The sequence below is a fragment of the Bradyrhizobium sp. USDA 4541 genome, assembly GCF_024171085.1.
GTDB classification, from domain to species: domain Bacteria; phylum Pseudomonadota; class Alphaproteobacteria; order Rhizobiales; family Xanthobacteraceae; genus Bradyrhizobium; species Bradyrhizobium australafricanum.
Genome location: NZ_JALJZF010000001.1, coordinates 8,323,789 through 8,348,642, shown reverse-complemented (window position 1 = coordinate 8,348,642; position 24,854 = coordinate 8,323,789). Strand labels below are relative to the sequence as shown.

Sequence of the window (24,854 nt, the reverse complement as noted above, 5' to 3'; positions counted from 1 at the left end):
ATCGCATGTCTCTTTGGAACCGACACAAGATCTTTGAGAAGAACTCGATCATCCTGATCGCAGGCATCCTTGCCGTGATCGCGATCGGTGGGCTGGTCGAGATCACGCCGCTGTTCTACCTTAAAAGTACGATCGAGGCCGTGGATGGCGTACGACCATATACCCCGCTTGAGCTCGCCGGCCGCAACATCTATGTACGCGAAGGCTGCTACCTGTGTCACTCGCAGATGATCCGGCCACTGCGTGACGAGGTCGAGCGCTACGGACATTACTCGCTGGCCGCCGAGAGCATGTATGATCACCCGTTTCAATGGGGCTCGAAGCGTACCGGCCCGGACCTCGCACGCGTCGGCGCGAAATATTCCGATGAATGGCACGTCACGCATCTGACTAATCCGCGGGCCATCGTGCCGCGGTCGGTGATGCCCGGATACCCGACGCTGGCGCACACCGAGCTCGACCTGACGGACATGGCCGCACATCTGCGGACCAACCGGGCGGTCGGTGTCCCCTATACCGAAGATCAGATCAAGAACGCCGTCACTGACTTGAAGACCCAGCTCGATCCTGACAGCGCAGACCTCGCCTCGTTCCAGAAACGCTATCCGAAGGCAGCTGTACGCAATTTCGACGGAAGCGTTGGCAATCCGACCGAACTCGATGCGCTCATCGCCTATCTGCAGATGCTCGGTACGCTGATCGATTTCAAGCTCTACGACGAAAAAGCCAATCTGCGCTGAAGGATCTTGTGATGAAAGCCGTCATTTCCATCGAGAACCTGGCGTCAAGCTTCGTCGTGACCCTCTGGACGCCGTTGTTCGTCGGCATCTTCATGGCCGTTGTTGTTTATGCGCTGTGGCCCGGCAACAAGCGGCGTTTTGATTCTGCGGCGCGCATGCCGCTGTGCCGGGATTGACAGACCATGACTGACCGCAACGACTTCGATCGGATCTCCGGCCGCTCCACGACGGGACACGAATGGGATGGCATAAAGGAGCTCAACACGCCGCTGCCGCGCTGGTGGATCTCGACCTTCTACGCCACCATCCTTTGGGCGATCGCCTATTGGGTCGTCTATCCGGCCTGGCCGCTCCTCTCAAGCTACACGACCGGCGTATTTCATTATTCGACCCGCGCGAGTGTCGTCAGCGATCTTGCCGGGCTCGAGAAGCTGCGGGGCGAGAAGATGGCAGTTCTCGGCAAAGCGTCTCTGACGGAGATCGAGACGGATCCGGCTCTGCTGGCACTGGCCCGTGCCCGGGGCAAGACAGTGTTCGCAGACAATTGCGCGCCATGCCATGGCAGCGGCGGCGCAGGTGCCAAGGGTTATCCCAATCTCAACGACGATGACTGGTTGTGGGGCGGATCGCTCGATCAGATCCAGCAGACCATCCAGTTCGGCGCACGGTCCGGGCATGCCCAGGCCCATGAGGGGCAAATGCTGGCCTTCGGCCGCGACGGCATCCTCAGGAAAGATGAGATCGCCACAGTAGCGAATTACGTGCGATCGCTGTCCGGCCTGTCAACAGTCGCCAATTTCGATGCCGCGGCCGGCACAAGGATCTTTGCTGAGAATTGTGCAGCCTGCCATGGCGAGAACGCCAAAGGTAACCAGGAGCTCGGCGCGCCGAATCTGACGGACCACATTTGGTTGTACGGCTCGAACGAGGAGACTCTGATCGAGACGATCAGCTATGGCCGCGCGGGCATAATGCCGGCCTGGAGCGGGCGGTTCGATCCCATCACGATCAAGGCACTTGCGGTCTATGTGCACTCGCTCGGTGGTGGACAGTAGGTGAGATGAGCCGAGAAGTCACCGGCCCATCGACGAGGCTCCGTCAGTCGCCCGTGCCAGATGTAAGGTCGGCCATGAAGCTAGCCCTGAACAAGACTGGTTCGCGCGACGACCCGCCGATCGGCGAAGAGGGGCCTCTCTATACAGCTCATAAGAAGGTCCATCCGCAGAGCGTCTGCGGCACTTTCCGCACCATCAAATGGCGGCTGATGGTGGTCTGTCTCGGGATCTACTATTTGCTGCCATTCGTTCGTTGGCATCGTGGCTTAGGCGCTCCCGACCAGGCGGTATTGCTCGATTTCCCGAACCGACGGTTCTACTTTTTCTTCATCGAGCTGTGGCCGCAGGAGCTTTATTACTTCACCGGGCTGCTCGTGCTTGCGGCGCTGGCACTATTCTTGATGAACGCGCTGGGCGGACGTATTTGGTGCGGCTATCTCTGTCCGCAAACGGCATGGACCGATCTGTTCTATGCGGTAGAGCGTTGGATCGAGGGCGACCGTCGCGACCGGCTGAGGGCCGCCGCACGCCCGATGACAGCGCAGCGCGCGGCCGAGCGCGTGCTAAAGCACGCGGTCTGGTTGATGATCGCTTGGTGGACCGGTGGTGCCTGGGTGCTCTACTTCGCCGACGCGCATACATTGGTGCGCGATCTGGCGACATTCCAGGCGCCCGCGATCGCCTATGTCTGGATCGGGATCCTGACCGTTACGACGTACCTGTTGGCCGGCTACATGCGCGAACAGGTCTGCGTGTATATGTGCCCCTGGCCGCGCATCCAGGCCGCGCTCACCGACGAGTGGGCGCTCAATGTCACCTACAAATACGATCGCGGCGAACTGCGCTGCTCATTGAAGAAGTCATTCGATCTGCGCGCGCGCGGCGAAAAGATCGGAGACTGCATCGACTGCAATCAATGCGCGGCGGTCTGTCCGACGGGCGTCGATATTCGCAACGGCGCCCAGCTCGGCTGCATCCAGTGCGGGCTGTGCATCGACGCCTGCGATGCCGTCATGAAGAAGATCGGGCGCAAAAATCGCCTGATTGGTTACGACAACGACATCAATATTAGGCGCCGCATGGAAGGCAAGTCGGAGGTCTTCAAGCCGGTACGTCCACGGACGATCGTATATGCGTCTTTGATCTCGGTCGTCTGTGCGATGATACTTTATGGGTTGTGGTCCAGAACACTGCTCGACGTCAACGTGCTGCACGATCGTAATCCGATGGCGGTCAGGCTCAGCGATGGTTCGATTCGCAACGGCTACACGGTACGCTTGCTTAACAAGCGCGCTTTCGACCGCGTCATCGCGATCGACATCGATGGGCCGCCCCAAACGTCCGTCCACGTCGTCGGCGTAGATTCTGTGACCGTGGAACGACCGATGATTATCTTGGCTCGCGATACCACGACAGAACTGCGCTTATTGGTGACCGCTCCGGCCGACGACACGTCGGAACGGTCGATGCCGGTGACATTTCGGGTCACCGACATTGGCCTCGGTGAGGTCGCCTCCACAACGGATCACTTCGTCTTCCCCTAGGAATTACTGACGAGATCTTGCCAATGACCGCATCAATTCCAGTCGCGCGGCCCATCACCGGACGCTTTGTCCTGATCGCCATGCTCGCTTTCTTCTCGGTGGTGATTGGCGCCAATTTGATCATGATGCGCCTTGCCATCACGACGCTACCGGGAACGGAGGTTGACAGCGCCTACAGCGCGGGCCTCGCCTATCAGCGTGAGATCCTGGCGGCGCGGGAGCAGAACGAGCGAAGCTGGCAGGTGCAGGTACATGTCCAACGGCAGTCCGATGACCGGGCGGTGCTTGCGATCGAGGCGCGCGACCGCGCAGGCGCGCCTCTCGTAGGAATGAATTTCATGGCCCGGCTCGAGCGACCGGTGAACCGCCGGGCCGATCGCCAGATCAATGTGGCGGAAGGCAGTGCTGGAACCTACCGAGGAGACGCCGAGGGGGTCGCTATCGGGCAGTGGGATCTCGTGATCGAAGGCGGCGCTGACGGTCGCCGCATGTTTCTGTCGAAAAACCGCATCGTATTGGACTGAGGGCACATGAGCATGCAGGCGGACATCGACTTTTCGCACTATTTGAAGAGGACAGGCACGGGCTTCGTCCAACTCGACCTTGCGGTGGAAGGGATGAATTGCGCGGGCTGCATGGGCAAGATCGAGCGCAATCTATCGAGCATTCCGGACGTGACCTCGGCGCGCGTGAATCTCACCGATAACCGGCTCGCGCTGGAATGGAAAGCAGGCGCGCTTGATCCAGCGCTATTCATCAAGCGGCTCGCTGAACTGGGCTATCGGGCGTATCCCTTTCAGCGGGACAATGCGGAGACACTGGAATCGGAGCGGGCGCGGGACTTGCTGCGGCGGCTGGCTGTGGCTGCATTTGCCGCGATGAACGTTATGATGCTCTCGATTCCGGTATGGTCCGGCAATGTCTCAGACATGCTGCCGGAGCAGCGCGACTTCTTTCACTGGCTCTCCGCGCTGATCGTGCTGCCGGCCGCGGCTTATTCGGCGCAGCCGTTCCTCTCCTCAGCTTTTAGCGCGCTACGGGCTCGCCGGGCCAATATGGACGTGCCGATCAGCATCGGCATCTTGCTCGCGTTGGCGACTTCGCTGATCGAGACCATCGCTCATGCCGAACATGCATATTTTGACGCGGCGATCATGTTGATCGCCTTCCTACTCGCAGGCCGCTATCTCGACCAGAACATGAGACGGCGTACCCGCGCCTTTGCTGGCAATCTTGCCGCGCTCAAGGCGGAGACCGCCGCGAAGTTCATAAGCCCGACGGAGATCAGGACCGTTCCGGCATCAACGATCAAACCGGGGGACGTCGTGCTGGTGCGACCGGGCGAATGCTGTACCGTCGATGGCGACGTGATCGAGGGCCGCTCCGAGGTCGATCAAAGCGCCATTACGGGTGAGACCTTGCCCGCGCTCGTGGCGCCCGGCAGCGCAGTGTTCGCCGGTACATTGGTGCGATCGGGTACCTTGCGCGTCCGCGCGGTGGCGGCCTCGGAGGACACGATGCTCGCCGAGATTTCTCGGCTACTTGATCATGCCCTGCAGGCGCGCTCGCGCTATCTGCGCTTGGCCGAGCGGGCGTCGCGACTCTATGCACCGATTGTTCACGCAACCGCCTTCCTGACGATGCTGGGCTGGCTTGCCTCTGGCGCAACCTTCCATGATGCGATCGTCACGGCGATCGCGGTCTTGATCATCACCTGCCCTTGCGCGCTGGGTCTGGCTATACCGGCGGTGCAGACCGTGGCGGCCGGCGTGCTGTTCCGGTCCGGCGTGCTGCTCAACGCCGGGGATGCGATCGAGCGCATGGCCGAGGTGAACCGGGTGGTCTTCGACAAGACCGGAACGCTGACGTTGCCGGAGCTCGATGTCGCCAATCTCGCCGGCATTCCCGACGATATCGTCAAATTGGCCGGCCGGCTTGCATTATCGAGCCGCCATCCGGTCGCCGCTGCCCTGGCGCGAGCTGCCGGCGCAAGCGAGCCGCTGGCCGATATCGAAGAGGAGCCGGGGCAGGGCGTCAGGGGTTACTATCAAGGCTCGGAGATCCGGCTCGGCCGCCCGTCTTTCTGCGGCGCTGAAAGCCTGGCTGATGAGACTCTTTGCCGTGATCCAGAGGCTTCTATCGTCGCCTTTAGCCACGGCGACAGCAAGCACGTCTTCGCCGTCCGCCAACGCATGCGGCCAGACGCGCCCGAGGTCGTCGCGGGCCTCGCGAGCCTTGGGGTCGCGGTAGAGATCGTGTCGGGAGATCGCGAGCCAGCAGTTCGGCGCACGGCCGCGACGCTCGGCATTCGAAATTGGCGTGCCGGCGTCTCGCCGACAGATAAGGTCGCCCGGGTCGAAAGCCTGACGGGCGAGGGATACAAGGTGTTGATGGTCGGCGATGGCTTGAACGACGCGCCCGCGCTCGCAACGGCTCATGCCTCGATGTCGCCTGTTACGGCCACTCATATGAGCCAGGCGGTCGCTGATGCGGTCTTTCTCGGTGAGCGTCTTCGGCCCGTGATGACGGCGGTTATGACCTCGCGCAAGGCGCTGCGGCTGATGCGGCAAAACCTTTGGCTCGCTGTCGTCTACAATGTCCTGGCGGTGCCGGTCGCGATCGCCGGCCTGGTGACGCCGCTGATTGCTGCCGCGGCGATGTCAGGTTCGTCCGTGCTGGTCATGCTCAATGCGCTGCGGGCGCGAAGGAGCGAAGCAATCTGATGGAGGTCCTGCTCTATCTGGTTCCACTTGCTCTTGCACTGGGCTTCGTTGGCCTGCTCGGCTTTCTGTGGTCGCTGAACAGTGGTCAGTATGACGATCTCGATGGCGCGGCCTGGCGCGCCCTCGCCGATGACGAGCCCGACGAAGCGCCGGTCCAAATAGTGCAGATGGGCCAGCGTGATTGCGGAAGTGGTGGTCGGCGCTGTGCGGGATAGTGCCAGCTCGGCCGGTGGTCCGCGGCGCAACTGCGAGACACGCGGTCGCAAAGACAGCCAGCGACAACTTGTTGATCAGGGCAATGCGCATGATCAGCAACAAATGCTCGGCAGCACGTCGGGCTACCGAGACACCGCGATACCTGCAAGTCGTGGCGGCAGAGGCTGTCGCTTTCGCGGACGCAACAAAAGGCGCCCGCAGCTGCAGCCTCAATAGTCATCCCAATTCTGTCTACCAATCGATCGGGTGACGACGTCGCATTATCCGGCAAGCTTGAGCCCGGCCTCGCGGCGAGAAAAAAGCTCGATCGATAAGGCCGGTCCGCTTTGGATCGGTGAGGCTAAGCCATCTAATCGCGCAATTGACTTGGTGCCCAATAAGGCGGCCGCATTTGTCGCGGCGCAACAGCTCCGATCGCGGACTATCAAGCATCGACTTCGTCTTTCTCGCCAAATATGCATACATCACATCAAAAGAAAATTGGAGGAAGATCGCGCCATAAAAGCTGAAACGTTGGCCGCTCATCTTCACAGCCTCCCTATGAGAGGTCATCGCAGGGCGCTAAATCACAGCGTTCGCCGTTCTCGGCCCGCGTCAACAGAGGTGAAACCTGGCTGTTCATAAGAACAGGCTTGTCCCTCCAGCCTGGAGCCGAAATCGGGCGACGGCTACGAAGAGGAGATTCGATTTGGTGTTCTCGCCAGCGCAAGGGAGGCCCAGGCCGTCTAGACAGTGCAGCGCGCCAAGCGTGCTAGGGCGACCGTGTTAGAGACTGTTACGATGTCTCATAGTCCTCGATCGTTGATGCCTCCACGCTTAATACAAATCACGAACATGCCCGATTCCGAGTTTGTTCAGGCTTACCACACCCTGCTTGCGCACTTCCTTCCAGCAACATGTTAGTCTGCGCGCTTAGCTTCGAACAGGCGAAGTCCTCTCAAGACGGCATCTGTACGAGTTTACAATGGTCGAGGCGCCTTGTCCCTGAACACATATGGTGGCGCGAGTTCCTATGATTGCCTCATTTTTACGGTCGTCGCTCCGAAAAATCTGTGTTACAAGCCGCTCCTCTCAAAAGGAGCATTCATTGTGAAAAAAGCAACCAAGAAACGCGTTAAGCGGCGCGAGTGGACCAAGGCAGATATTAAAGAGCTCAAAGTCCATTCGAAGGCTCGGACCCCCGTCATAAAGATTGCAAAAATGACCAAACGCAGCGTCGGTGCGCTGCGCCAGAAGGCGTTAAATCTCGGAATAGGACTCGGACATCAGCGGTAGCTTACTTAGCAGCGCTGGTGGCCGGCACAGTAGGGCGGCTCGCAGGCCGCCCTTTACGGCCGTTGAAATTGTTTTCCAGATTGGCCTGCCAATTGCTGTGGAAAGAGCTTTTCACGCGCTTGGTCTGTCATTTTCGTGGAACGGGCTCCAGCGCTTCGTCATCTTTGAGGTTAAAGGATGTACGACCGAAGGCCGCTTTGCCCGGTATGATCGAGAATGACGAGACGATCTTACGAGGACCTGCTTCGAATGTTTCCGGGCTGGAAATTGTTTCGATGATCGCTCGTTCCCCGTTAAAGATTAGAAGAATGCGGCGGATCGCGCTGTGGTCGGTTCGTGCGCCGCCCGCTCCAAGGTGTAGCGCGTGCCACTGCCCAGGTTATCCTGCGCGTTGGGGTAAGGCGGTATCGCCCGTAAAGGGGCGAGTTCGCTTAGCTGGATCTCTCCACCGCCGTCCTCGCGTGAGCCAGGTTGCAACCGGTGCAGCTGATGCTCAAAGCTTGCCTGCAGGCGCGCATCGTCACCCTCTTGGCTCGCCGAGATCTCGCGAGGAAATCCTGGCACCCATTCTTGTGCATTTGCCAGGAGTGCGAACCATCCATGCCGCTCTCCAGCCAAACCCCAGGCCTGTCCGCAAGTCTGCGCAGCCAAGCTCAGCTGGTTGTAAGCAGCTTAGAAGCCGCTAAAGGCTTTGCTCCGCGAATGACTTGTCGGCCTGGACACGAACAAAACTTCGCCCAGTGCTGGGAGCGTTAGCTTTTGAGAAGCTGATTAGCGTTAGAGGAACTTCGGAAGAAGGCTGAATCCAGCATCCTCCGGCCAGCAGCCTCTTCAGTTTCGGCGATGCTGCCTTGGTCCTGCTGGGTACCACATGCGCTTATCGCACGAACCACATGGAAAACATCTTACGAAAGGACATTCCTCGAAGTTCATGCCAGCCTAAACCTTTGGCGTAGGCGGAGGCCGCCGAGCCTGTTGGTGAGCTCGAGCTCCCAAGCGATAAGGCGCGCTCAGCAGCAATTGAAAAAGTGCTCTGTTGGCTTGATAGATGGCCGTGGAGCGGTTAGGTCCTGAACCCGTCATCACCTGCGCGCCTTCTGCGGTGTAAAGGGACCATAACCACCTTCGACCGCGACGCCTCAAGAAATATTCGAAGACCGGCAGAGTCGGATGGTTAGCCAGCTTCATTTCTGACGATCGCTCGTTTTGGTCTTCTGGATGCCAGAGCGGGCCTTCTCCAAGCGATGCCTCACTGCGGCCAGACTGGTAATGAACTCGCTTGATCCGTCGAGGCCGAATTCGTCAAAAACCAGCACATCCTGCGCTTCCTGTCGAGGTGTCAAACTCGCGAGATGCTTGCGCGTTTTGGCGGTCAGCGACATCTGGACTACTCGCGCATCGGCTGTGGAGGGTTTGCGCCGCAGGAAACCCTTTTTCTCCAAGATTTTTGAGTGGGTCGTGACGAAGGAAGGATCGACATGCATCAAGCGTGACACCAGGTTGACGGGCACGCCCTTTTCTTTGCCCAGATAGACCACTGCCATCAGGATCATCCACTGTGGCCCAGTGATGCCAAGCACATTGGCACGGAATTTGGCGAGTTCTTCGAGACAGGCAGTGATCGATCTGATCTCCCACATGAACGGCCGGAATATCTCCTGTCCGTCAGTGGAGATACGATGAGGCGCGGTTGCTGGACCAGGTAAATCCGGCGGCATCGTGGGTCAGGGTTCCATCCTTTACAGACTTCCAATAGCGCGGATTAGAAATCGGGACAACGCCGCGAGAACAAGCAAGTCAGATAGTTGGTACAGTTCGGACGGATGTGGGACTTGCGACGGGCAGGCGGGTAGACGTGCAAAACGCTCATTGTGTTGGCCGAGCAGCGGCAGGCAGTTGCGCCGGGACCGTTATCGCGCGCTGAAAAGGTTTGATCCGACCTGCCATTTGAGACGTTTTCGTTCTTTGTCCCGCTCGCCGGCCTGTCCGCTCTATTTGGCGAACTTCTCCGGTGTACGCCGAGCATCAGCGAGGTGTATGTCGCATTTATGTTTTCAACGGCCTGGCAAACAGCATCGCGCCAACTGTATTTCGTATCGTCCCATGCGCCGCGGTCGCTACCCGGTAAACTTCCGTATAGTTCATTCCATCCTTCTCATATACGCAGCAAATCTTCGTGCAGTTGCCTGGTTCTTGACTTGGTCTCTACTGTCGAGCAATCGGGAGCGATCGCAGCTGTCAAACGCTAGCGATCCCGCCCAATCGATTGAACTTAACGGCTTTCAAATCATGAGCGGCAAGGCGAAATCCTTGTAGCAGTAAGCTTGGTTTGCAAGCGGTCGCCTCAACTGAGGCCGCGGCCGGCTTTATTTCGCTCAATCGAACGCGGTTCGCTTTTCAAGTATGGGGCCTGAATTATGAGTTGTGCTTCTGGCGGTTCGCCTGTGGTCTGCTTTCTCCTCGGACTTCCACGAGCCGGGACAACACTCCTGGCACACCTGCTCCAAAGCCATCCAGAGATCATGGCCCCGCCTGAACCCTGGTTGATGTTGGCACTTGAAGCCTTCGGAAGGGTGGATCAATGCCACCCGGCAGGATCTTTGCTGATTGAGAGCGCAACCTCCGAATTCCTGGGGCGCATCGATCGGACGACTGCCAGCCGCGCTTTTGCCGATGCAGCATACGGTCAGTATCTGGCAGCAGCGGGCAAGCGGCTCATTATAGACAAAACACCACGCTATTGGGCGGCGCTCGAATTCCTTGAACGTGTCTGCGGATTCCGATGATCTCGCCCGGGTGTACCGATTTGATCTCGCCCAGGATTCCGAGATGATCTCGCCCACCATTCCGATTTGATGTCGCCCGGGGCGCGAGGCGTTCTGGCTGTTTGGTTTCTGGCATCGGTGAAGCCGCGGGGTCAACCTTGAATCGCGGCTTGAGGCCCTTCTTCGTCTGCTGTTGGTCTGCTGTGGGCATGTGGGCAACGCTCTTTGCGTTGTCCAAGCGCAGCGGCATGTCCACAGCGCCACTGGCTCAGGCCTTTCGTTCGGGTTTGCGGGTTCGCCGCAGGCTCTCGCCGTTGAGATCGATCCGGTGGGCGTTGTGGACCAGGCGGTCGAGGACGGCATCGGCGTAGGTGGGATCGCCGATCAGCGCGTGCCATTGATCGACGGGGAGCTGGCTGGTGACGGTGGTGGAGCGGCGGCCGTAGCGGTCCTCGAGGATCTCGAGGAGGTCGTGGCGGGCTGCGGCGTCGAGCGGCTCGAGGCCCCAGTCGTCGAGGATGAGCAGATCGATGCGGCCGAGCGCCCGCAGGAGCCGCGGGTGGCGGCCGTCGCCGCGCGCCAAAGCGAGATCGGTGAACAGCCGCGGGACACGCTGATAGAGCACGGAGCGATTGTCGCGGCAGGCCTTGTTGCCGAGCGCCGAGGCGAGCCAGCTCTTGCCGACGCCGGAGGGCCCGCAGATCAGCAGGTTGGCGTGGTCGTCGATCCATTGGCCTTCGACCAGCATCGTCAGGAGGCTGCGGTCGAGGCCGCGCGGGGTGCGATAGTCGATGTCCTCGACGCAAGCCTGCTGGCGCAGCTTGGCGTATTGCAGCCGCTTCGATAGCCGCTTGTCGCGTCGCAGCGAGGCTTCGCGTTCGAGCAGCAGCGCGAGCCATTCGGCATGGCCGAGGCTTGCGGCATCGCCGCCGGCTTCGATGTCGGCAAAGGCCTTGGCCATGCCATGAAGGCCGAGCGCGTGGAGTTGATCGAGGGTCGGATGCGTGAGCAAGGCGTGATCTCCTAGTTGTAGTAGCGCGGCCCGCGGATGTTGGGATGAAGGACCGGCGCGTTGTCCGCGGGGCGCTTGGGTGAAGGACGCCGATCGAGGTTGTTGGCAAGGATCGATTTGACCGAGCCGTAGGTGCGCGCGCCGATGTCGATCGCCCGCATGGCGGCAGCATCGAGCCGCTCTTGCCCGTAGGATTGGCCGAGCCGGATGATGCCGAGGCAAGCGCGGAAGCCCTGCTCGGGGTGCGCCCGCTCATCGAGGATCAGGTCGCACAGCGCCGCGGTGGCCGGCCCGATCGTGGCGGCCTCCTTGCGAATGCGCTCGATGGTCCAGCCGGCGTAGCGCCGATGACTGGACGCCATGTGTTCCGGCACGGTGGTGTGCTTGTGGTTGCCGCTCATGCGCTGATGCGCGGCGATCCGCTCGCCCTTGTGGAAAATCTCGACGGTGCGGGCGGTGAAGCGCACCTCGACCTCGGCGCGGACGAAGCGATGCGGGACGCTGTAGTAATGCGCCTCGACCTCGACGTGATAGTCGATGCTGACCCGGCAGATCCGCCACTCGGCGAACACGTAGGGGCTCTCCGGCAAGTCCTTGAGCGCCGGCCGGTCGATCTGCTCCAATAGCTTGCGGCGGGTCACGCCGAGCCGCCGGATCGGCCGCTCCTCGTTGAGCCGGGTCATTAGCTCGGTGATCGCCGCGTTGACCTCGGCGAGGCTGTGGAAGGTGCGGTGGCGCAGCCGCCCGAGCAGCCAGCGCTCGACCATGAGGACCGCCTGTTCGACCTTCGCCTTGTCCCGTGGCCGTCGCGGCCTGGCCGGCAGAATGGCGGTGCCGTAATGCGCCGCCATGTCGGCGTAGCTGCGGTTGATCTGCGGGTCGTAGAAGCAGGCCTTGATCACTGCGACCTTGGTATTGTCCGGCACCAGCAGCGCCGGCACGCCGCCGATCGCCTCGAAGGCGCCGACGTGGCCGCTGATCCAGTCGGCGAGCCCCTGCGTCCAGGTCGCCTGCGCGTAGGTGAAGCTCGATGCGCCGAGCACCGCGACGAAGATCTGCGCGGCGCGTCGCTCGCCGGTGAACCGGTCGATTACCACCGGCACGCCGTCGCCGGCATAGTCGACGAACAGCTTGTCGCCGGCCGTATGCGACTGGCGCATCGTCACCGACAGGCGGCCTTCCCAGGCGCGGTAGAGCTCGCAGAACCGCGAATAACGATATCCGCCGGGTTCGCCCGCGATGTACTCGTCCCACAGGATCGACAGCGTCACATGCTTGCGCCGGAGTTCGCGGTGTACCGCCGCCCAGTCCGGCTCGGCCTGCCGGCGATGGCCCCGCCGGGTGCCGGGACCGGCTCCCGCGCTGGCGAACAGCCGGGCTTCCAGCGCAGCGTCGGTGATGTCGTCGGGCAATGGCCAGGTCAGCCCCGCTGCCTCGAACCGGTGGATCGTCAACCGCACCGTCGAAGGGGCTGTCCCCACCCGCCGCGCAATCTCGCGGGTCGGCATCCCTGCCGACTTCAATCTGATCACATCGCGCACATGGCGCATCGCAAACCTCTCCGTCGGCATCCAGGTCCCCCTTCGCAAAGCCGAAAGGCGGGACCGTATCGGAGCCAGAAGAGGCCTCGTCACCCCGGGCGACATCATCCCGGAATGGTGGGCGAGATCATCTCGGAATGGCGGGCGACATCAAATCGGAACGGTGGGCGAGATCATTCCGGAATCGTGGGCGACATCGAGCGGAATCAGCAAACGTGTCTATCCAGAAGCGCCACACATCCTTTTGATGCGCAATCCTTATGCCATCGCGGCTTCACTGAAATCCACGTGGGGCATCCCGCTTCGAGCCGAAAGCTCCTACTCGGTCAGCGTATCTAGTCTCGCCGATCTCATGCTTCGTCTGCCCGATGGCTTAATATCTTCATTTGCCGATTTGGTTCTGGGCCTTCCGAGGCTCGCCGCGCACCGCACCCGCCCGCGCACACAGCTGGTGCGATATGAGCTGCTCGTGACGCAACCAGACGAAGAGATTAGGCGCCTGCTAAGCGGGCTCGGCTGTGATCCCGCGGCGGCCGCATCGGCGAGCATGGGACAAGTAGACTATCTTCGATCCAGCAGCTTTGGGGATCGAAAGATCCTAGAACGAAACGCGGTCGATCAAAGCTCTGTCAAGACATGGCAATCCCAACTAAGCATCGAAGAAATGCAAACCGTGACCGATCTGGTCGGCACCGAGCTTTTGAAAGAACTCGGATATGAGGCGGAACTGCTGCATGCACAGCAAGCCGGAGTCGTGGATAGGGGGCCTCAGCTAACTGAACTCTATCGACACACATTCCGAACCTGGTGGGATTTGCGAACTGGCAAGGCCGGAGCATCGTCCGGGCCATCACAATCCGAGCAAGTCCACACTCCGCAGCTTCCAGAGAACTTTCGTTCCACGTGCGACATGTCCGTGGTGCAGGCGCAAGACCTGTCCCATGCCAGCGTTGCGGAAAATCTGCGGCTGGCCGATCCAATGACAGCGCAGCTGCAGCAGGCACTGTTGGCGTCAGAAGCTGATCGAGCTGCAGGGCTGGATGCTATTCGGACTCGTGATGCGGCTATCGAGATCTTGCGTGGCGAGGTCGCGCGGCTTGAGCAGATCATCAATATGGCTTAGGGTGATCTGGATGCTTGCGATCAAAACACGCTGGCTGATTTAGCCAGGATTCCTCCGCCCAACGAGCTGATCTGCGCCAATAACGTGTGAGGCCGGCGCCGGCGGTACGACGGTGGAATGCGACATGCCCCGGGGTGTCTCAGTCAGTCTGCCGCCCAACCGGCCACTTGATAGCTGGATAGCCACACGCACCGGCGAGCTCGCTCGCACCCGACATTCCTCCTTTGGGCCGGCGCTGCAGAACCGAGATCCTGCATCGAAAGAACATATATGCTGCCAAAACATCTGCGCCGTCTTGAAGCTGAATCGATCGAAATCATGCGTGAGGTGGCCGCCGAGTTCAAAAGGCCGGTCATGCTTTACTCGATCGGAAAAGACTCGAGCGTGCTGCTGCACATTGCGATCAAGGCGTTCTATCCGGCAAAATTGCCTTTCCCCCTGCTTCACGTCGACACGACTTGGAAGTTCCGCGAGATGATCAGCTTCCGGGACGCGACGGCCAAGCGGCTCGGCGTCGAGCTGATCGTCCATGTGAATGAGGAGGGCATTGCGCGCGGGATCAATCCGATCGACTCCGGCTCGGCGCTTCATACCCAGGTGATGAAGACCGACGCTCTGAAGCAGGCGCTCGAGCTTTACGGATTTGATGCCGCTCTTGGCGGAGCCAGGCGTGACGAGGAAAAGAGCCGCGCCAAGGAACGGATACTGTCCTTCCGTTCGGCCGGACACGTATGGGACCCCCGCAACCAGCGGCCGGAGCTCTGGAGCTTGTTCAACACGCGGATACGCCAGGGCGAAAGCATGCGCGTGTTTGCGATGTCAAACTGGACCGAGCTGGACGTCTGGGAATATATCATGCTCGAAAAAATCCCGGTCGTCCCGCTCTACTTCGCAAAGCAAAGACCGACGGTGTGCCGAAATGGCGCGACGATCATGGTCGACGACAGGCGATTGCCACTCAACTGCGATGAGACGCCGCAAATGCGCATGATCCGCTTTCGTACGCTGGGATGTTATCCTTTGAGCGGAGCCATTGAATCCGATGCGACGACGATCGAGGACGTGGTCGTAGAAATGCAGACAGCGACGGTGTCGGAGCGTCAGGGACGCCTGATTGATACGGATGAAGCCGCTTCGATGGAGAAGAAGAAGCGGGAAGGTTACTTCTGATGACTTCCATAGCAATGTCGAAACCTGTCCACCCTAGTGCAAGGGACCAGCTGCGATTCATAACATGCGGCTCGGTGGACGACGGAAAATCGACCCTGATCGGCCGGTTGCTGCACGACAGCAAGATGATCTACCAAGATCAGCTCACGGCGGTGAAACGCGACAGCATCAGGCACGGCGGCGCCGACATCAACTTCGCGCTGCTCGTGGACGGGCTCGAGGCTGAACGGGAGCAGGGCATCACGATCGACGTCGCCTATCGCTTCTTCACGACGCCGCGGCGCTCTTTCATGGTGGCTGACACTCCCGGTCACGAGCAATACACCCGCAACATGGCAACCGGCGCCTCGAATGCGCAGCTCGCAATCATCCTGATCGATGCCCGCAAGGGCGTGTTGGTTCAGACCCGCCGCCACTCCTTCATCTGTTCGCTACTTGGCATTCGCCACGTCGTGCTGGCAGTGAACAAGATCGACCTTGTCGCATACAGCAAGGTTGCTTTCGATCGGATCGTCACCAGCTATCTGGCCTTTGCCGCCGGCCTTGGCTTTAGCTCGATTGTTCCGATCCCGATCTCTGCCCGCCACGGCGACAACGTCGTTGACCGGTCCGCTCATACCAAGTGGTATCATGGTCCATGCCTGATGGAGCATTTGGAGAGCATCGATATCCAGTCCGACACTGCAAGCCAGGCCTTCCGCTTTCCGGTCCAATGGGTGAACCGGCCCGACGCGGATTTTCGCGGCTACGCCGGATCGGTGGCTTCCGGCACGATCTCGGCAGGCGACGAGATCGTTGTCGCCGCGTCCGGACGGACCACCCGCATCAAGCGGATCGTGACCCAGGACGGCGACCTTGTCGACGCCGAAGCCGGCGATGCCGTCACCATTACGCTGGAAGACGAGATCGATATCGGCCGTGGCGATCTTCTGTCGCGGCCAACCGAACGCCCCTGCGTCGCCGACCAATTCGCTGCTTATCTGATCTGGATGGACAACGAGCCGCTCGCTCCCGGACGAAATTACATCCTGCGGATTGGCTCGCAGACGGTCGCCGGCAGCATTACCACGATCAGGCATCGGATCGATGTCAATACATGTGAGCACCTGGCTGCCGAGACGCTTTCTCTCAATGAGATCGCGTTCTGCAATGTTGCGACCGCACTGCCCGCCGCATTCGATCCTTACGACGTCAATCGGAAAACCGGATCGTTTATCGTCATTGATCGTTATACCAATCGTACGGTTGGCGCCGGTATGATTGCGTTTCCGCTGCGGCGGGCCACCAATGTTCCCTGGCAGGCGCTTTCGGTGGGCAGGAGTGAGCGCGCCGCGCTCAAGGATCAGAAGCCTTGCGTCGTCTGGTTCACCGGTCTGTCTGGCGCGGGAAAGTCGACGATCGCCAACATGGTTGATCAGAAGCTGCTCGCAATGTCGCGACATGCCATGCTGCTAGATGGTGACGACCTCCGGAGCGGATTGAACGCGGACCTAGGCTTCTCGAAGGCTGAGCGGGAGGAGAACATTCGGCGCGTCGGACACGTTGCCAAGTTGATGCTGGACAGCGGCTTGATCGTGATCTGCTCGTTCATCTCCCCCTACAGGTCCGAGCGAGATATGGTTCGCAGCCTGATTGGCAAGGACGAGTTCATCGAAGTCTTTGTCGATACGCCAATCGAGGAATGCGCAAGGCGGGATCCAAAAGGTCTCTACTCAAAGGCTAAAGCCGGTGAGATCAAGAACTTCACAGGCATCGATGCGTCCTACGAAGCGCCGATAAGGCCGGAAATTCATCTCAGGACGATGGAGCAGGCCCCAGAGCAAGCAGCGGAAGCCGTCGTCGGCGCCGTGATGGCGCGCGCACTCCTCTGCGATGAGCGGCGATAAACCTGTCGCTTCTTCCTCGCGGATGCCGCTTACCTGCCTACTGGTCTGGCGATGGCGACTCGGGTTAACTGGGAGCATCGATCGGATTCGCCGATGCTAAAGGATTAAGATGGTTGCATCCACTCGTCGATTGCCCGCTTCCGGTTATGTGCTCGAAGTCGACGGTCAATTGAAAACCGAATTCGCGACAAGAGACGGCGCCTGGGCAGGAGCGCAAGAGCTTAAGAAGCGCCGTCCCATGCTCCAGGTCCGGGTCTATGACGCCATGACCAAGGACAGAGAGGAAGTCAGCCTTCCAGTCGCCTGAGTGTTTCAACCGCAGTGTGTCTGCGCGAGCGGCGAGCGCCGCGCCGAGTTCTTGAGCAACAGAGCCGCAGTGTCTTGGCGCCTCGATCTCGTCCGCAATCCGAGGTTGAGGAGCAAAGTTACCGCTTTTTCCTGAGCTGCGGTGTCGCACGATGTTCGCCAACGATTACTTGACACGCCCTCTGAAGCCATTTCGCTTTGTCATCGGTAGTGTTCGAAAGGCTATTCAAGGGCGTTCGGCGGGTCCTGCCTGGCCCATGCCGGAGCTGTCCGACGCAACTGTAAGCGGCGAGGCGATGACCATTTCGTGCCACTGGGATTCGCGATCCTGAGAAGGTGGCCAAGAGCCGCGAACTCCAGCCAGGAAACCTGCTACCAGCCGTTGCCGCGCGCAAATGCGTCGGACGGGGTGCTCTAGGCATTGGTTGGCCCGTTAAACTCGACTACGGCTCAGATCGAGGTTGCAACGTCAATGCGGCGGCGCAATCGCGCGACAACGAGCTGACGGCAGGATAGAAGCCGCACGAAGCGGTCCAGCACGTTAGCCCAGCAGAGCGGCACGAAAACTGCACCGCGAAGGGGGACCAGCCCTGAGAAGTAGGAAATGCCACTCAACTCCACGCCGTTGCGACCAGCGCAATTGTCTCGTGCCGCGAATGGGCATGATCATCGGACGCTGTATCCGTCGGTTCGTCTTCAGCCTGGCCGGACCGGCTTTGGCGTGCGCGGCGCTTATGCAAAGAGGGACGTTCGTGATCAAACTCATGCTTAGATGCGCTGCCGAAGCAAGATCATGTTCACATATCTAAAGCTTGCCATAGACGACGCATCGGCTGCCTCGCGGAGTCGAATCATCTCGCTCTATGCCTTCTTGTTGGCCATCAATTGCTTCGCCTGGACCTGGGCCATCGTGGCGCTGTCCGAGCGGCCGACGCTGCTGGCGACAGCAGTGCTGGCCTATGTGCTCGGCCTTCGGCACGCCGTCGATGCTGATCATATCGCGACCATCGACAATGTCGTTCGCAAGCTGATGCAGGATGGCCGACACCCCCTCGCGGTCGGACTTTTCTTCGCCTTTGGCCATTCCTTGTCGGTTGCAGTGGCGGTCGCCGCGATTGCAGCTGCAGCGCTCGCGCTGCAAAGCGGTTTCCAGGAGTTCCGGGCGGTTGGCAGCATCATCGGCACCGGTGCATCGGCCTTCTTCTTGCTGACGATTGCCGCCATCAACCTTGTGATCCTACGGGATGTCTGGCGGAGCTTTCAGCGTGCGCGGCGTGGCGAACACGTCCGAGAGCATGAGTTCGATCTGCTTCTGTCCGGTCGTGGCTTGCTGTCCCGACTCTTGCGCCCGCTGTTTCGCATGGTGACGGCGAGCTGGCAGATGTTCGCGATCGGTCTGTTGTTCGGCCTCGGATTCGATACCGCGACGGAAATCAGCCTATTCACCGTCGCAGCCGGGCAGGCTTCGGGAGGGCTGGACTTCAGTACGGTGATGATATTTCCGGCTCTCTTCACCGCGGGCATGATGCTCGTCGATACGACTGACAGCGTCTTGATGGTCGGCGCGTATGGCTGGGCTTTCCTCAATCCGATCCGCAAGATCTGGTACAATCTGACCATTACGGCCATCTCAGTCGTCGTGGCGCTGCTGATCGGCGGCATTGAGGCACTCGGCCTGCTCGCCAACAAATTGGCGCTTGAAGGCACTTTCTGGAGCGCGGTGGACGATCTCAACGGGAGCTTGGCCAATTTCGGCTATCTCGTGGTCGGCATCTTCCTGGTCAGTTGGGCGCTGTCATTTGCGATCTATCGCTGGCAAGGACTCGAAGAGCCGCTCAAGCCGGGGTGAGCTCATACAACCAGATGAGCTTCGGGGTGCGGAAGCTTGCAGGCTATGCGCGCCCGATGCGCGAAAGCATCTCGGTCGACGAGTCCCCGCTCGTTGTGATATGGCACGGGAGTTCCTGCATGATTCATCTCTTCTGTCTGGGGCTTGACAGTTTTGTGGGAATAGGATCGTCGCCACAAGCGGGGCTAAACTAAGCCGCACCAGGTCTGGCGGAGGCCATTTGGCTTAACGAATGACATAGCTATTCCGCATGGTTGATAGCAGAGATCATGACTGATGGCTCCGGAGCGCAGGGGTACCGGTACAAACCGACATCAGACGGATGCGCGTTCCAAAGCACAGCAAAGTGGACGGTTGGATCGCGACGGTCGCCATCGTGAAAATGGCTACGACAAACGGCTTCAAGCACACAAGGCGTGACTGGTGTCGCCGGCGCGACCGAAGCCGTGGGCTGACCAAGAAGGCGGGCGAGCCAATGCCGCAATCTTCAGCTGTCCAATGCAAGAGGGCAACTGCGACGGTCCGCGTTCGGCCGACGCGACTATCGTTGCACATGATGGACAAGATCGAGCTAATTATCGCCCGTCTTCGGCGTCATTAGCTCCGTGCGTCTGACATCGAACAATGTCGGGTTCAATACCACCGGTCCAAAGGCGACGTCGAAAATAGCCGATTGCAGGCGTTCAAAACTGCATTTGCGCTCCATGGCCAAGCGCGGTTAGTCCCGGCGCTCCACTGGTTCGCTGTGTCCGCAATCGTCGGCGGAGTGGCTTGGTCGTGGGACTAGAACCAGAAACTGCTGATCTTGAGCTTGAGAGTCGCCAATGAAAGAGCGCCAGCACCTCTGAGGACATCAGTCATCGTCTGGCCTACCGCACATCTGGGGTGGTCCGCTTCTCCGCCTTCGATGTCGTGAAATGTTGGCATCGCTCTTGCTGGTGTACAACAGACTCAGTCGAATACTTAAGAAGTCGCTCAAGGGGCTCGTGTCGCGTGATCAACTGCTTCGTTTTCCGTCGAACGGCTATACATGTCCGGCAAGCGCCTCGAGGAACGAACGTCCGCGGCTTCGACGCATCGAGCTCTAATCGATGGCTCGCGAATCGTCGCCAGAGGTGAGCGGACGTCGGTTCATCAACACAGGTGTACTGACCAGCTTCCTGTATTTGAAGCGACCGCGGATCGGCCTGCCCGCCTCAGGGGCTGCGGATGGATAGCTATGATTGTTTTATCGACGACGATCGACGCGGTACAGGACCAATGGGGATGGAGATAATCGAAGACGATCTCGCAGGCGCACCGCGGCAGCGCCACCAGTCTGCAGTGCAACGCGTGCACTTTCTTGAAACTGATCGCAGGAGCCGTTTCCCTTCGGCAACGAAGTCAGCGGCTGGGTGAGCGCGGGTGCAGAACGAATCTGTGATCAGGCGGCGTGATCTGCTGGCGCTGATTGGCACCATTGCCGGCAGTTCGGCGATGTATCACGCGATGACGAGCCTCGGCTTCGCGTCCGAATCCGCCTACAAGGGGCCGCTGAAGCTCGCGGGCGATGTGAAGGGCGCCTCGGTGCTGATTCTCGGCGCGGGGCTTGCCGGGATGACGGCGGCGCTGGAGCTGCGCAAGGCCGGCTACAAGGTCCAGATCCTCGAATTCAACAGCCGCGCCGGCGGCCGCAACTGGTCGATCCGCGGCGGTGACAGTTTTACGGAGCTCGGCGGCTTCAAACAGGCCTGTCAGTTCGAGCAGGGGTTGTATCTCAATCCCGGCCCGTGGCGGATTCCCTATCAGCACCGGGCGCTGCTCGATTACTGCCGCCGGCTCAATGTGACGCTGGAGCCCTTCATCCAGCTCAACCACAATGCCTTTCTGCACGCGACGCGGGCATTCGGCGGCAAGCCGCAGCGCTTTCGCAGCATCAAGGCGGATTTCCAGGGCGGCGTGGCGGAGTTGCTGGCGAAAGTCAGCCAGCAGGGCAGGCTCGACGACTTCGTCAGCACGGAAGATCAGGAGATCCTGCTGCAGGCGCTGCGCGACTGGGGCGCGCTGGATCGCGACTACAAGTACAACGCCAACCTCGTCTCCGCCGAGTTCCGCGGTTATGCCCGCGATCCCGGCGGCGGCTTGATGGGCGATCCGCTGCCGAGCGATCCGGTCTCGCTGCAGGAGCTGTTACGATCGCGGATATGGCGTTATCTGCAAGGCTTTGCGCGCTACGATTTCCAGACCACCATGTTCCAGCCGGTCGGCGGCATGGACATGATCGGCAAGGCGTTCGCACGCGAGGTCGGCGATCTGATCCGCACTAACGCCAAGGTGACGCAGATCCAGCAGAGCAGCTCCCGCGTCACCGTGAGCTATGTCGACACGACCAGTCCATCCGTCGTGCAGCAGGCGACCGCCGATTGGTGCGTCTGCACCATTCCGCTGTCGATCCTGAGCCAGTTGCCGATCGATGTCGGCCGGCCGATGAAAAATGCGATCGATTCCGTGCCCTACGTCGCCTCCGTGAAAATCGGGCTGCAGTTCAAACGCCGCTTCTGGGAAGAGGACGAGGCGATCTATGGCGGCATCAGCTACACCGACCTGCCGATCCAGCAGATCGCCTATCCGAATACTGGCTTCAACAGTGGCGGTCGCGGCATCCTGCTCGGCGCTTACATGCATGGGGGCGCCAATTCGTTCGAGTTCACCGCCATGCCGCCGGCCGAGCGGGTCGCCAGTGCGGTCGAGTTCGGTGCCGCAATCCATCCCCAGTACAGGAATGAATTCGAGCACGGCGTCGCGGTGGCCTGGCATCGCGTGCCGTTCACGCTCGGCTGCGCCGGCCAGTGGACCGAGGCCGCCCGCGCGCAGCACTACCGCAATCTGTGCCAGATCGACGGCCGCATCGCGCTGGCGGGCGAGCACGCCTCGCAGCTGCCATGGCAGGAGGGAGCGATTCTGTCGGCGCTCGATGCCATTACCCGATTGCACGAACGCGTGGTGAAGACGTGATGATGAGGGCAGGCACAGCTGTCGTCGCTGCGCTGGCGCTGCTGCCGGCAAGCGCGACCCTTGGAAGGGACGACGCCACGGGCAAGCGCTCCTTCTCCTCGGCCTGTGAACTTTCAACCAGCGATGAAGCTGTCGACCTCCCTGCAGAGCTGGAGACGCGGTGGGTCGACGATGGCTACGACCGGCGTCCGCCAGGGGACCTTGCTTGCCAATGTGACGTCAACAGCGCCGTCTACTGGGAAGGCAACTGGGCTCAACAAGATGAAGGTCAGGCGCGGTGCGCATTCATTGAGTATGGCCTGAGCCGAACTGATAACGGCTAGCCGCTGTCTTTTCAAACCGTTCTCTTAAGGCACGTGCGAATTTCGGGAGGATTAGGCAGATGGCAAATCGTTACGTGCCACACATTGGGATGGTCGCGTTGGCTAGTCAGCAGTATCTGGCGATCGCGTTCATCTATTCGGCCATTCCCGTGATCCTTCGGGGCAACGGTGCCAGCCTGGAACTGGTCGGCCTGTATGGCACCGCTTTCTTTGCATTCACCGTTAACTTCCTTTGGGCCCCGGTGGTGGATCGATGGAGCCTCAATCGACTCGGGCTGAGACGTTCGTGGATCCTGTTGACCCAAGTCGCCAGTACCATTGTGCTGGCAGCAATGGCATTCTTGAACCCGAAGACCGATTTTGTGTCGCTTTTTCTTGTCTCCCTGGTACTTGCGACCATTGCTGCCACGCAGCGGATCGCAACTTTGGGCTACATAGCCGAAGCTCTCGATTCCAGCGAACGGCCGCTTGGCGCAGCGCTGCTGGGTTGGGGCCGGGCCATCGGCCATGTGATCGGTGGCGCCGTCTGCCTCCAATTGATCGAGATGGTCGGTTGGCGTCCAGCTTTGTTGGGTTTGGCGATGCTGCTAGCCGTTTTCGCTGGTTGGGTATTCGCTATTTCTGAACCGCTGCAACGCAGCGACCGATGGAGCTCGACGCAGCGCCCCTCGATCTCCGCGATCTTTCGCTACGCTGGCCTGTGGACGACGGCCGCATTGATCGCGCCGGCGGTTATCGGGATCGCTGTGGCGTTCGCGACGGTTCAGTTACGGCTTGTTGACCTCGGCTTCGCCGCGGCAGACATTGGATGGATCGGGGCGCTTTCGAACGTATTGACGTATACGCTGGTAGCGCCGCTGACCAGCGCCATCATCGGTCGAATGGCACCGCGACGAGGCTTGATCTGGGGCTGCGCAGTCATGGCGATAAGTTTCGGTGCGCTTGCGATGGTTGATCGCTACGTCAGCGTTCGCGTAAGCGCCGTTGTGAGCGTTGGCATCGTGTTCGCGGCACTCGCTGTTCAACATGTCACATTCACGAACTGGTTTCTCGGGCTCGCCCGACCAGGCAAGGCGGGCACAGATGTCACGTTTCTGACCTCGGTAATGTCGGCGTCAGCGTTGGTCGGCTTCGCGGCGAGTGGATTTGCCGTGGCGAGATTAGGTTACGCGGTCACGCTGATACTGCCGGGCCTCGGCTCTGCTCTCTCGGCCTTGCTCGGCCTGGCGTTGCTCCGTCAATCTGATAAGGAAGGGCCGGCGAGAGTTAGCAGGCCCTTTTCTGCGGAGCAAGTTGTTGGCGCGAGGGACTTACGGAATGAACGGCGATGATGGAGTGATCACGCTGATTGGCCGCACCTATAGTTTTGAATCAGCTCATCGCCTTCCCAATCTCCCCGATGGCCACAAATGTAAGAACCTACACGGCCACAACTACCGTATGGAAGTGGTGATGCGCGGAGGGGTGGACTCGAGGGGCTTCGTGAGGGACTTCGCTGAGATGGATGCCGAGCTGGAGCCGCTGCTGAAGCTCGTCGATCACCGACTGCTCAACGATGTCGACGGACTGGAGAACCCAACCGCCGAGATCATCGCCCGTTGGTTCTTTGATCGCATTCCCCATTGCGCGAGTGTGCGGATTTATGAGACCGCCGACTGTTGGGCGGAGGTGGCGGCTTATGGCGGCAGTACAAAATGCACGCCGAGTTAGTCGAGGGCGGTGAGACGCCGATGCGACTGCGCTATGGATGCCGGGCAATGTGGCCGGTGCTCGGCGGCGTCCGGTATAGAACTCGACCGTTATTCATCAGCCGTGCCGCTCATCCCCATTGGCCTGCCACGGTGGAAGAGTTCCCGCGCCCAGTCATCGGACCGCTTACCCGGTCGAGATGCAGTAGTCTAGGTCGCTGCAGGCTTGTCTGGCATCGTCGCCGGCCGTGCCACATTGCCCTGATGGCGTGACGCGGCGCCGACATTCTACTCGTAAATCAGCGAGCTGATTGGCATCCAAGGGCCGGATACTGCGATTGCTCTTGAGCACACAGATCGACAATGCGCTTCACTGATGCGGCCTGGCTCTCGAACTACTCTCGAAGCAGTTGCTCCGCCTGTCGTCGATCACGACTTGCCTGACAGCCACCGCCTCGTTTTGTGCGCAAAGTCCACACGCACGACCATGCGCCCTCTTGGGGCGCTTTGCTGAAACCGTGACGGGCACGTCTTGGAAGTGTGTGGAATGACGGTTTTGCGTCTCAGGCGATGGTGACGACTACTCGATCCGGTAGCTTTGTTGTTCAGCAGCATGAGCTACTCGTTAGGGCCGTTTGACAGAC

The 24,854-nt window shown here is 60.3% G+C and carries 20 protein-coding genes and 1 riboswitch; of the genes, 17 read left to right on the top strand and 3 right to left on the bottom strand.

Translation table 11 applies throughout. The annotated features are described in order from the left end of the window. Positions 1-5 precede the first annotated feature (5 nt). The 8 genes from ccoO to J2R80_RS39910 all read left to right on the top strand — a co-directional run bounded on the left by ccoO (position 6) and on the right by J2R80_RS39910 (position 7,553). A complete protein-coding gene (gene ccoO, locus J2R80_RS39945; RefSeq protein ID WP_253640544.1) occupies positions 6-740 on the top strand; it encodes a cytochrome-c oxidase, cbb3-type subunit II in 735 nt (244 codons plus the stop codon). A gap of 11 nt (positions 741-751) precedes the next feature. Next, positions 752-916 (top strand): cbb3-type cytochrome c oxidase subunit 3, encoded by a 165-nt coding sequence (locus tag J2R80_RS39940; RefSeq protein WP_253640543.1) that lies wholly within the window; start codon positions 752-754, stop codon positions 914-916. A 6-nt stretch (positions 917-922) separates the two neighbouring features. Continuing rightward, positions 923-1,795 carry a cytochrome-c oxidase, cbb3-type subunit III gene (gene ccoP, locus J2R80_RS39935; protein ID WP_253640542.1) on the top strand — a complete coding sequence of 291 codons (873 nt, stop codon included), beginning with the start codon at positions 923-925 and terminating at the stop codon, positions 1,793-1,795. Positions 1,796-1,869: 74 nt separating this feature from the next. Beyond that, a complete protein-coding gene (gene ccoG, locus J2R80_RS39930; protein ID WP_253640541.1) occupies positions 1,870-3,339 on the top strand; it encodes a cytochrome c oxidase accessory protein CcoG in 1,470 nt (489 codons plus the stop codon). A 23-nt stretch (positions 3,340-3,362) separates the two neighbouring features. Continuing rightward, positions 3,363-3,863, top strand: coding sequence for a FixH family protein (locus tag J2R80_RS39925; protein ID WP_253640540.1), 501 nt, complete (start codon positions 3,363-3,365; stop codon positions 3,861-3,863). Between the two features lie 12 nt (positions 3,864-3,875). After that, the gene (locus tag J2R80_RS39920; protein WP_253641078.1) at positions 3,876-6,062 is read left to right on the top strand and encodes a heavy metal translocating P-type ATPase; all 2,187 of its coding nucleotides are present in this window, start codon (positions 3,876-3,878) and stop codon (positions 6,060-6,062) included. Then, positions 6,062-6,277 (top strand): cbb3-type cytochrome oxidase assembly protein CcoS, encoded by a 216-nt coding sequence (gene ccoS, locus J2R80_RS39915; RefSeq protein WP_253640539.1) that lies wholly within the window; start codon positions 6,062-6,064, stop codon positions 6,275-6,277. The genes J2R80_RS39920 and ccoS overlap by 1 nt, the downstream gene beginning before the upstream one ends. A 1,090-nt stretch (positions 6,278-7,367) precedes the next feature. Next, positions 7,368-7,553, top strand: a complete 186-nt coding sequence (locus J2R80_RS39910; protein ID WP_076829490.1) for a hypothetical protein — start codon at positions 7,368-7,370, stop codon at positions 7,551-7,553. Between the two features lie 1,184 nt (positions 7,554-8,737). Here the strand turns inward: J2R80_RS39910 and J2R80_RS39905 are convergent. Next, positions 8,738-9,193 carry a MarR family winged helix-turn-helix transcriptional regulator gene (locus J2R80_RS39905; protein ID WP_253640538.1) on the bottom strand — a complete coding sequence of 152 codons (456 nt, stop codon included), beginning with the start codon at positions 9,191-9,193 and terminating at the stop codon, positions 8,738-8,740. 777 nt (positions 9,194-9,970) lie between these two features. Here J2R80_RS39905 and J2R80_RS39900 point away from each other — a divergent pair. After that, positions 9,971-10,339: a sulfotransferase gene (locus J2R80_RS39900; RefSeq protein WP_305884564.1), complete on the top strand. Its 369-nt coding sequence runs from the start codon at positions 9,971-9,973 to the stop codon at positions 10,337-10,339. Between the two features lie 247 nt (positions 10,340-10,586). Here J2R80_RS39900 and istB read toward each other — a convergent pair whose 3' ends face one another. Both istB and istA read right to left on the bottom strand, forming a co-directional pair. After that, positions 10,587-11,330, bottom strand: a complete 744-nt coding sequence (istB, locus tag J2R80_RS39895) for an IS21-like element helper ATPase IstB (protein ID WP_253640537.1) — start codon at positions 11,328-11,330, stop codon at positions 10,587-10,589. 11 nt (positions 11,331-11,341) lie between these two features. Then, on the bottom strand, positions 11,342-12,880 hold the full coding sequence (gene istA / locus J2R80_RS39890; RefSeq protein WP_253641077.1) for an IS21 family transposase: 1,539 nt from the start codon (positions 12,878-12,880) through the stop codon (positions 11,342-11,344). Positions 12,881-13,034: 154 nt separating this feature from the next. Between istA and J2R80_RS39885 the strand changes: the two genes are divergently transcribed. From J2R80_RS39885 to queD, 8 genes are all read left to right on the top strand, one after another. Then, the gene (locus tag J2R80_RS39885; RefSeq protein ID WP_253640536.1) at positions 13,035-13,994 is read left to right on the top strand and encodes a sulfotransferase domain-containing protein; all 960 of its coding nucleotides are present in this window, start codon (positions 13,035-13,037) and stop codon (positions 13,992-13,994) included. 270 nt (positions 13,995-14,264) lie between these two features. Then, positions 14,265-15,164, top strand: coding sequence for a sulfate adenylyltransferase subunit CysD (cysD, locus tag J2R80_RS39880; RefSeq protein WP_253640535.1), 900 nt, complete (start codon positions 14,265-14,267; stop codon positions 15,162-15,164). Beyond that, on the top strand, positions 15,164-17,050 hold the full coding sequence (gene cysN / locus J2R80_RS39875) for a sulfate adenylyltransferase subunit CysN (protein ID WP_253640534.1): 1,887 nt from the start codon (positions 15,164-15,166) through the stop codon (positions 17,048-17,050). The genes cysD and cysN overlap by 1 nt, the downstream gene beginning before the upstream one ends. A 109-nt stretch (positions 17,051-17,159) precedes the next feature. Next, positions 17,160-17,357, top strand: coding sequence for a hypothetical protein (locus J2R80_RS39870; protein WP_076829230.1), 198 nt, complete (start codon positions 17,160-17,162; stop codon positions 17,355-17,357). Positions 17,358-17,547: 190 nt separating this feature from the next. Beyond that, positions 17,548-17,748, top strand: a riboswitch (cobalamin riboswitch). Positions 17,749-18,128: 380 nt separating this feature from the next. Next, positions 18,129-19,205: a HoxN/HupN/NixA family nickel/cobalt transporter gene (locus tag J2R80_RS39865; protein WP_375162631.1), complete on the top strand. Its 1,077-nt coding sequence runs from the start codon at positions 18,129-18,131 to the stop codon at positions 19,203-19,205. 1,404 nt (positions 19,206-20,609) lie between these two features. After that, entirely contained in the window at positions 20,610-22,199 is a 1,590-nt protein-coding gene (locus J2R80_RS39860) for an NAD(P)/FAD-dependent oxidoreductase (protein WP_253640533.1), read from the top strand. A gap of 382 nt (positions 22,200-22,581) precedes the next feature. After that, the gene (locus tag J2R80_RS39855) at positions 22,582-23,853 is read left to right on the top strand and encodes an MFS transporter (protein WP_253640532.1); all 1,272 of its coding nucleotides are present in this window, start codon (positions 22,582-22,584) and stop codon (positions 23,851-23,853) included. Then, positions 23,840-24,232 (top strand): 6-carboxytetrahydropterin synthase QueD, encoded by a 393-nt coding sequence (gene queD, locus J2R80_RS39850; protein WP_253640531.1) that lies wholly within the window; start codon positions 23,840-23,842, stop codon positions 24,230-24,232. Before J2R80_RS39855 ends, queD begins: the two co-directional genes overlap by 14 nt. Positions 24,233-24,854: the final 622 nt, after the last annotated feature.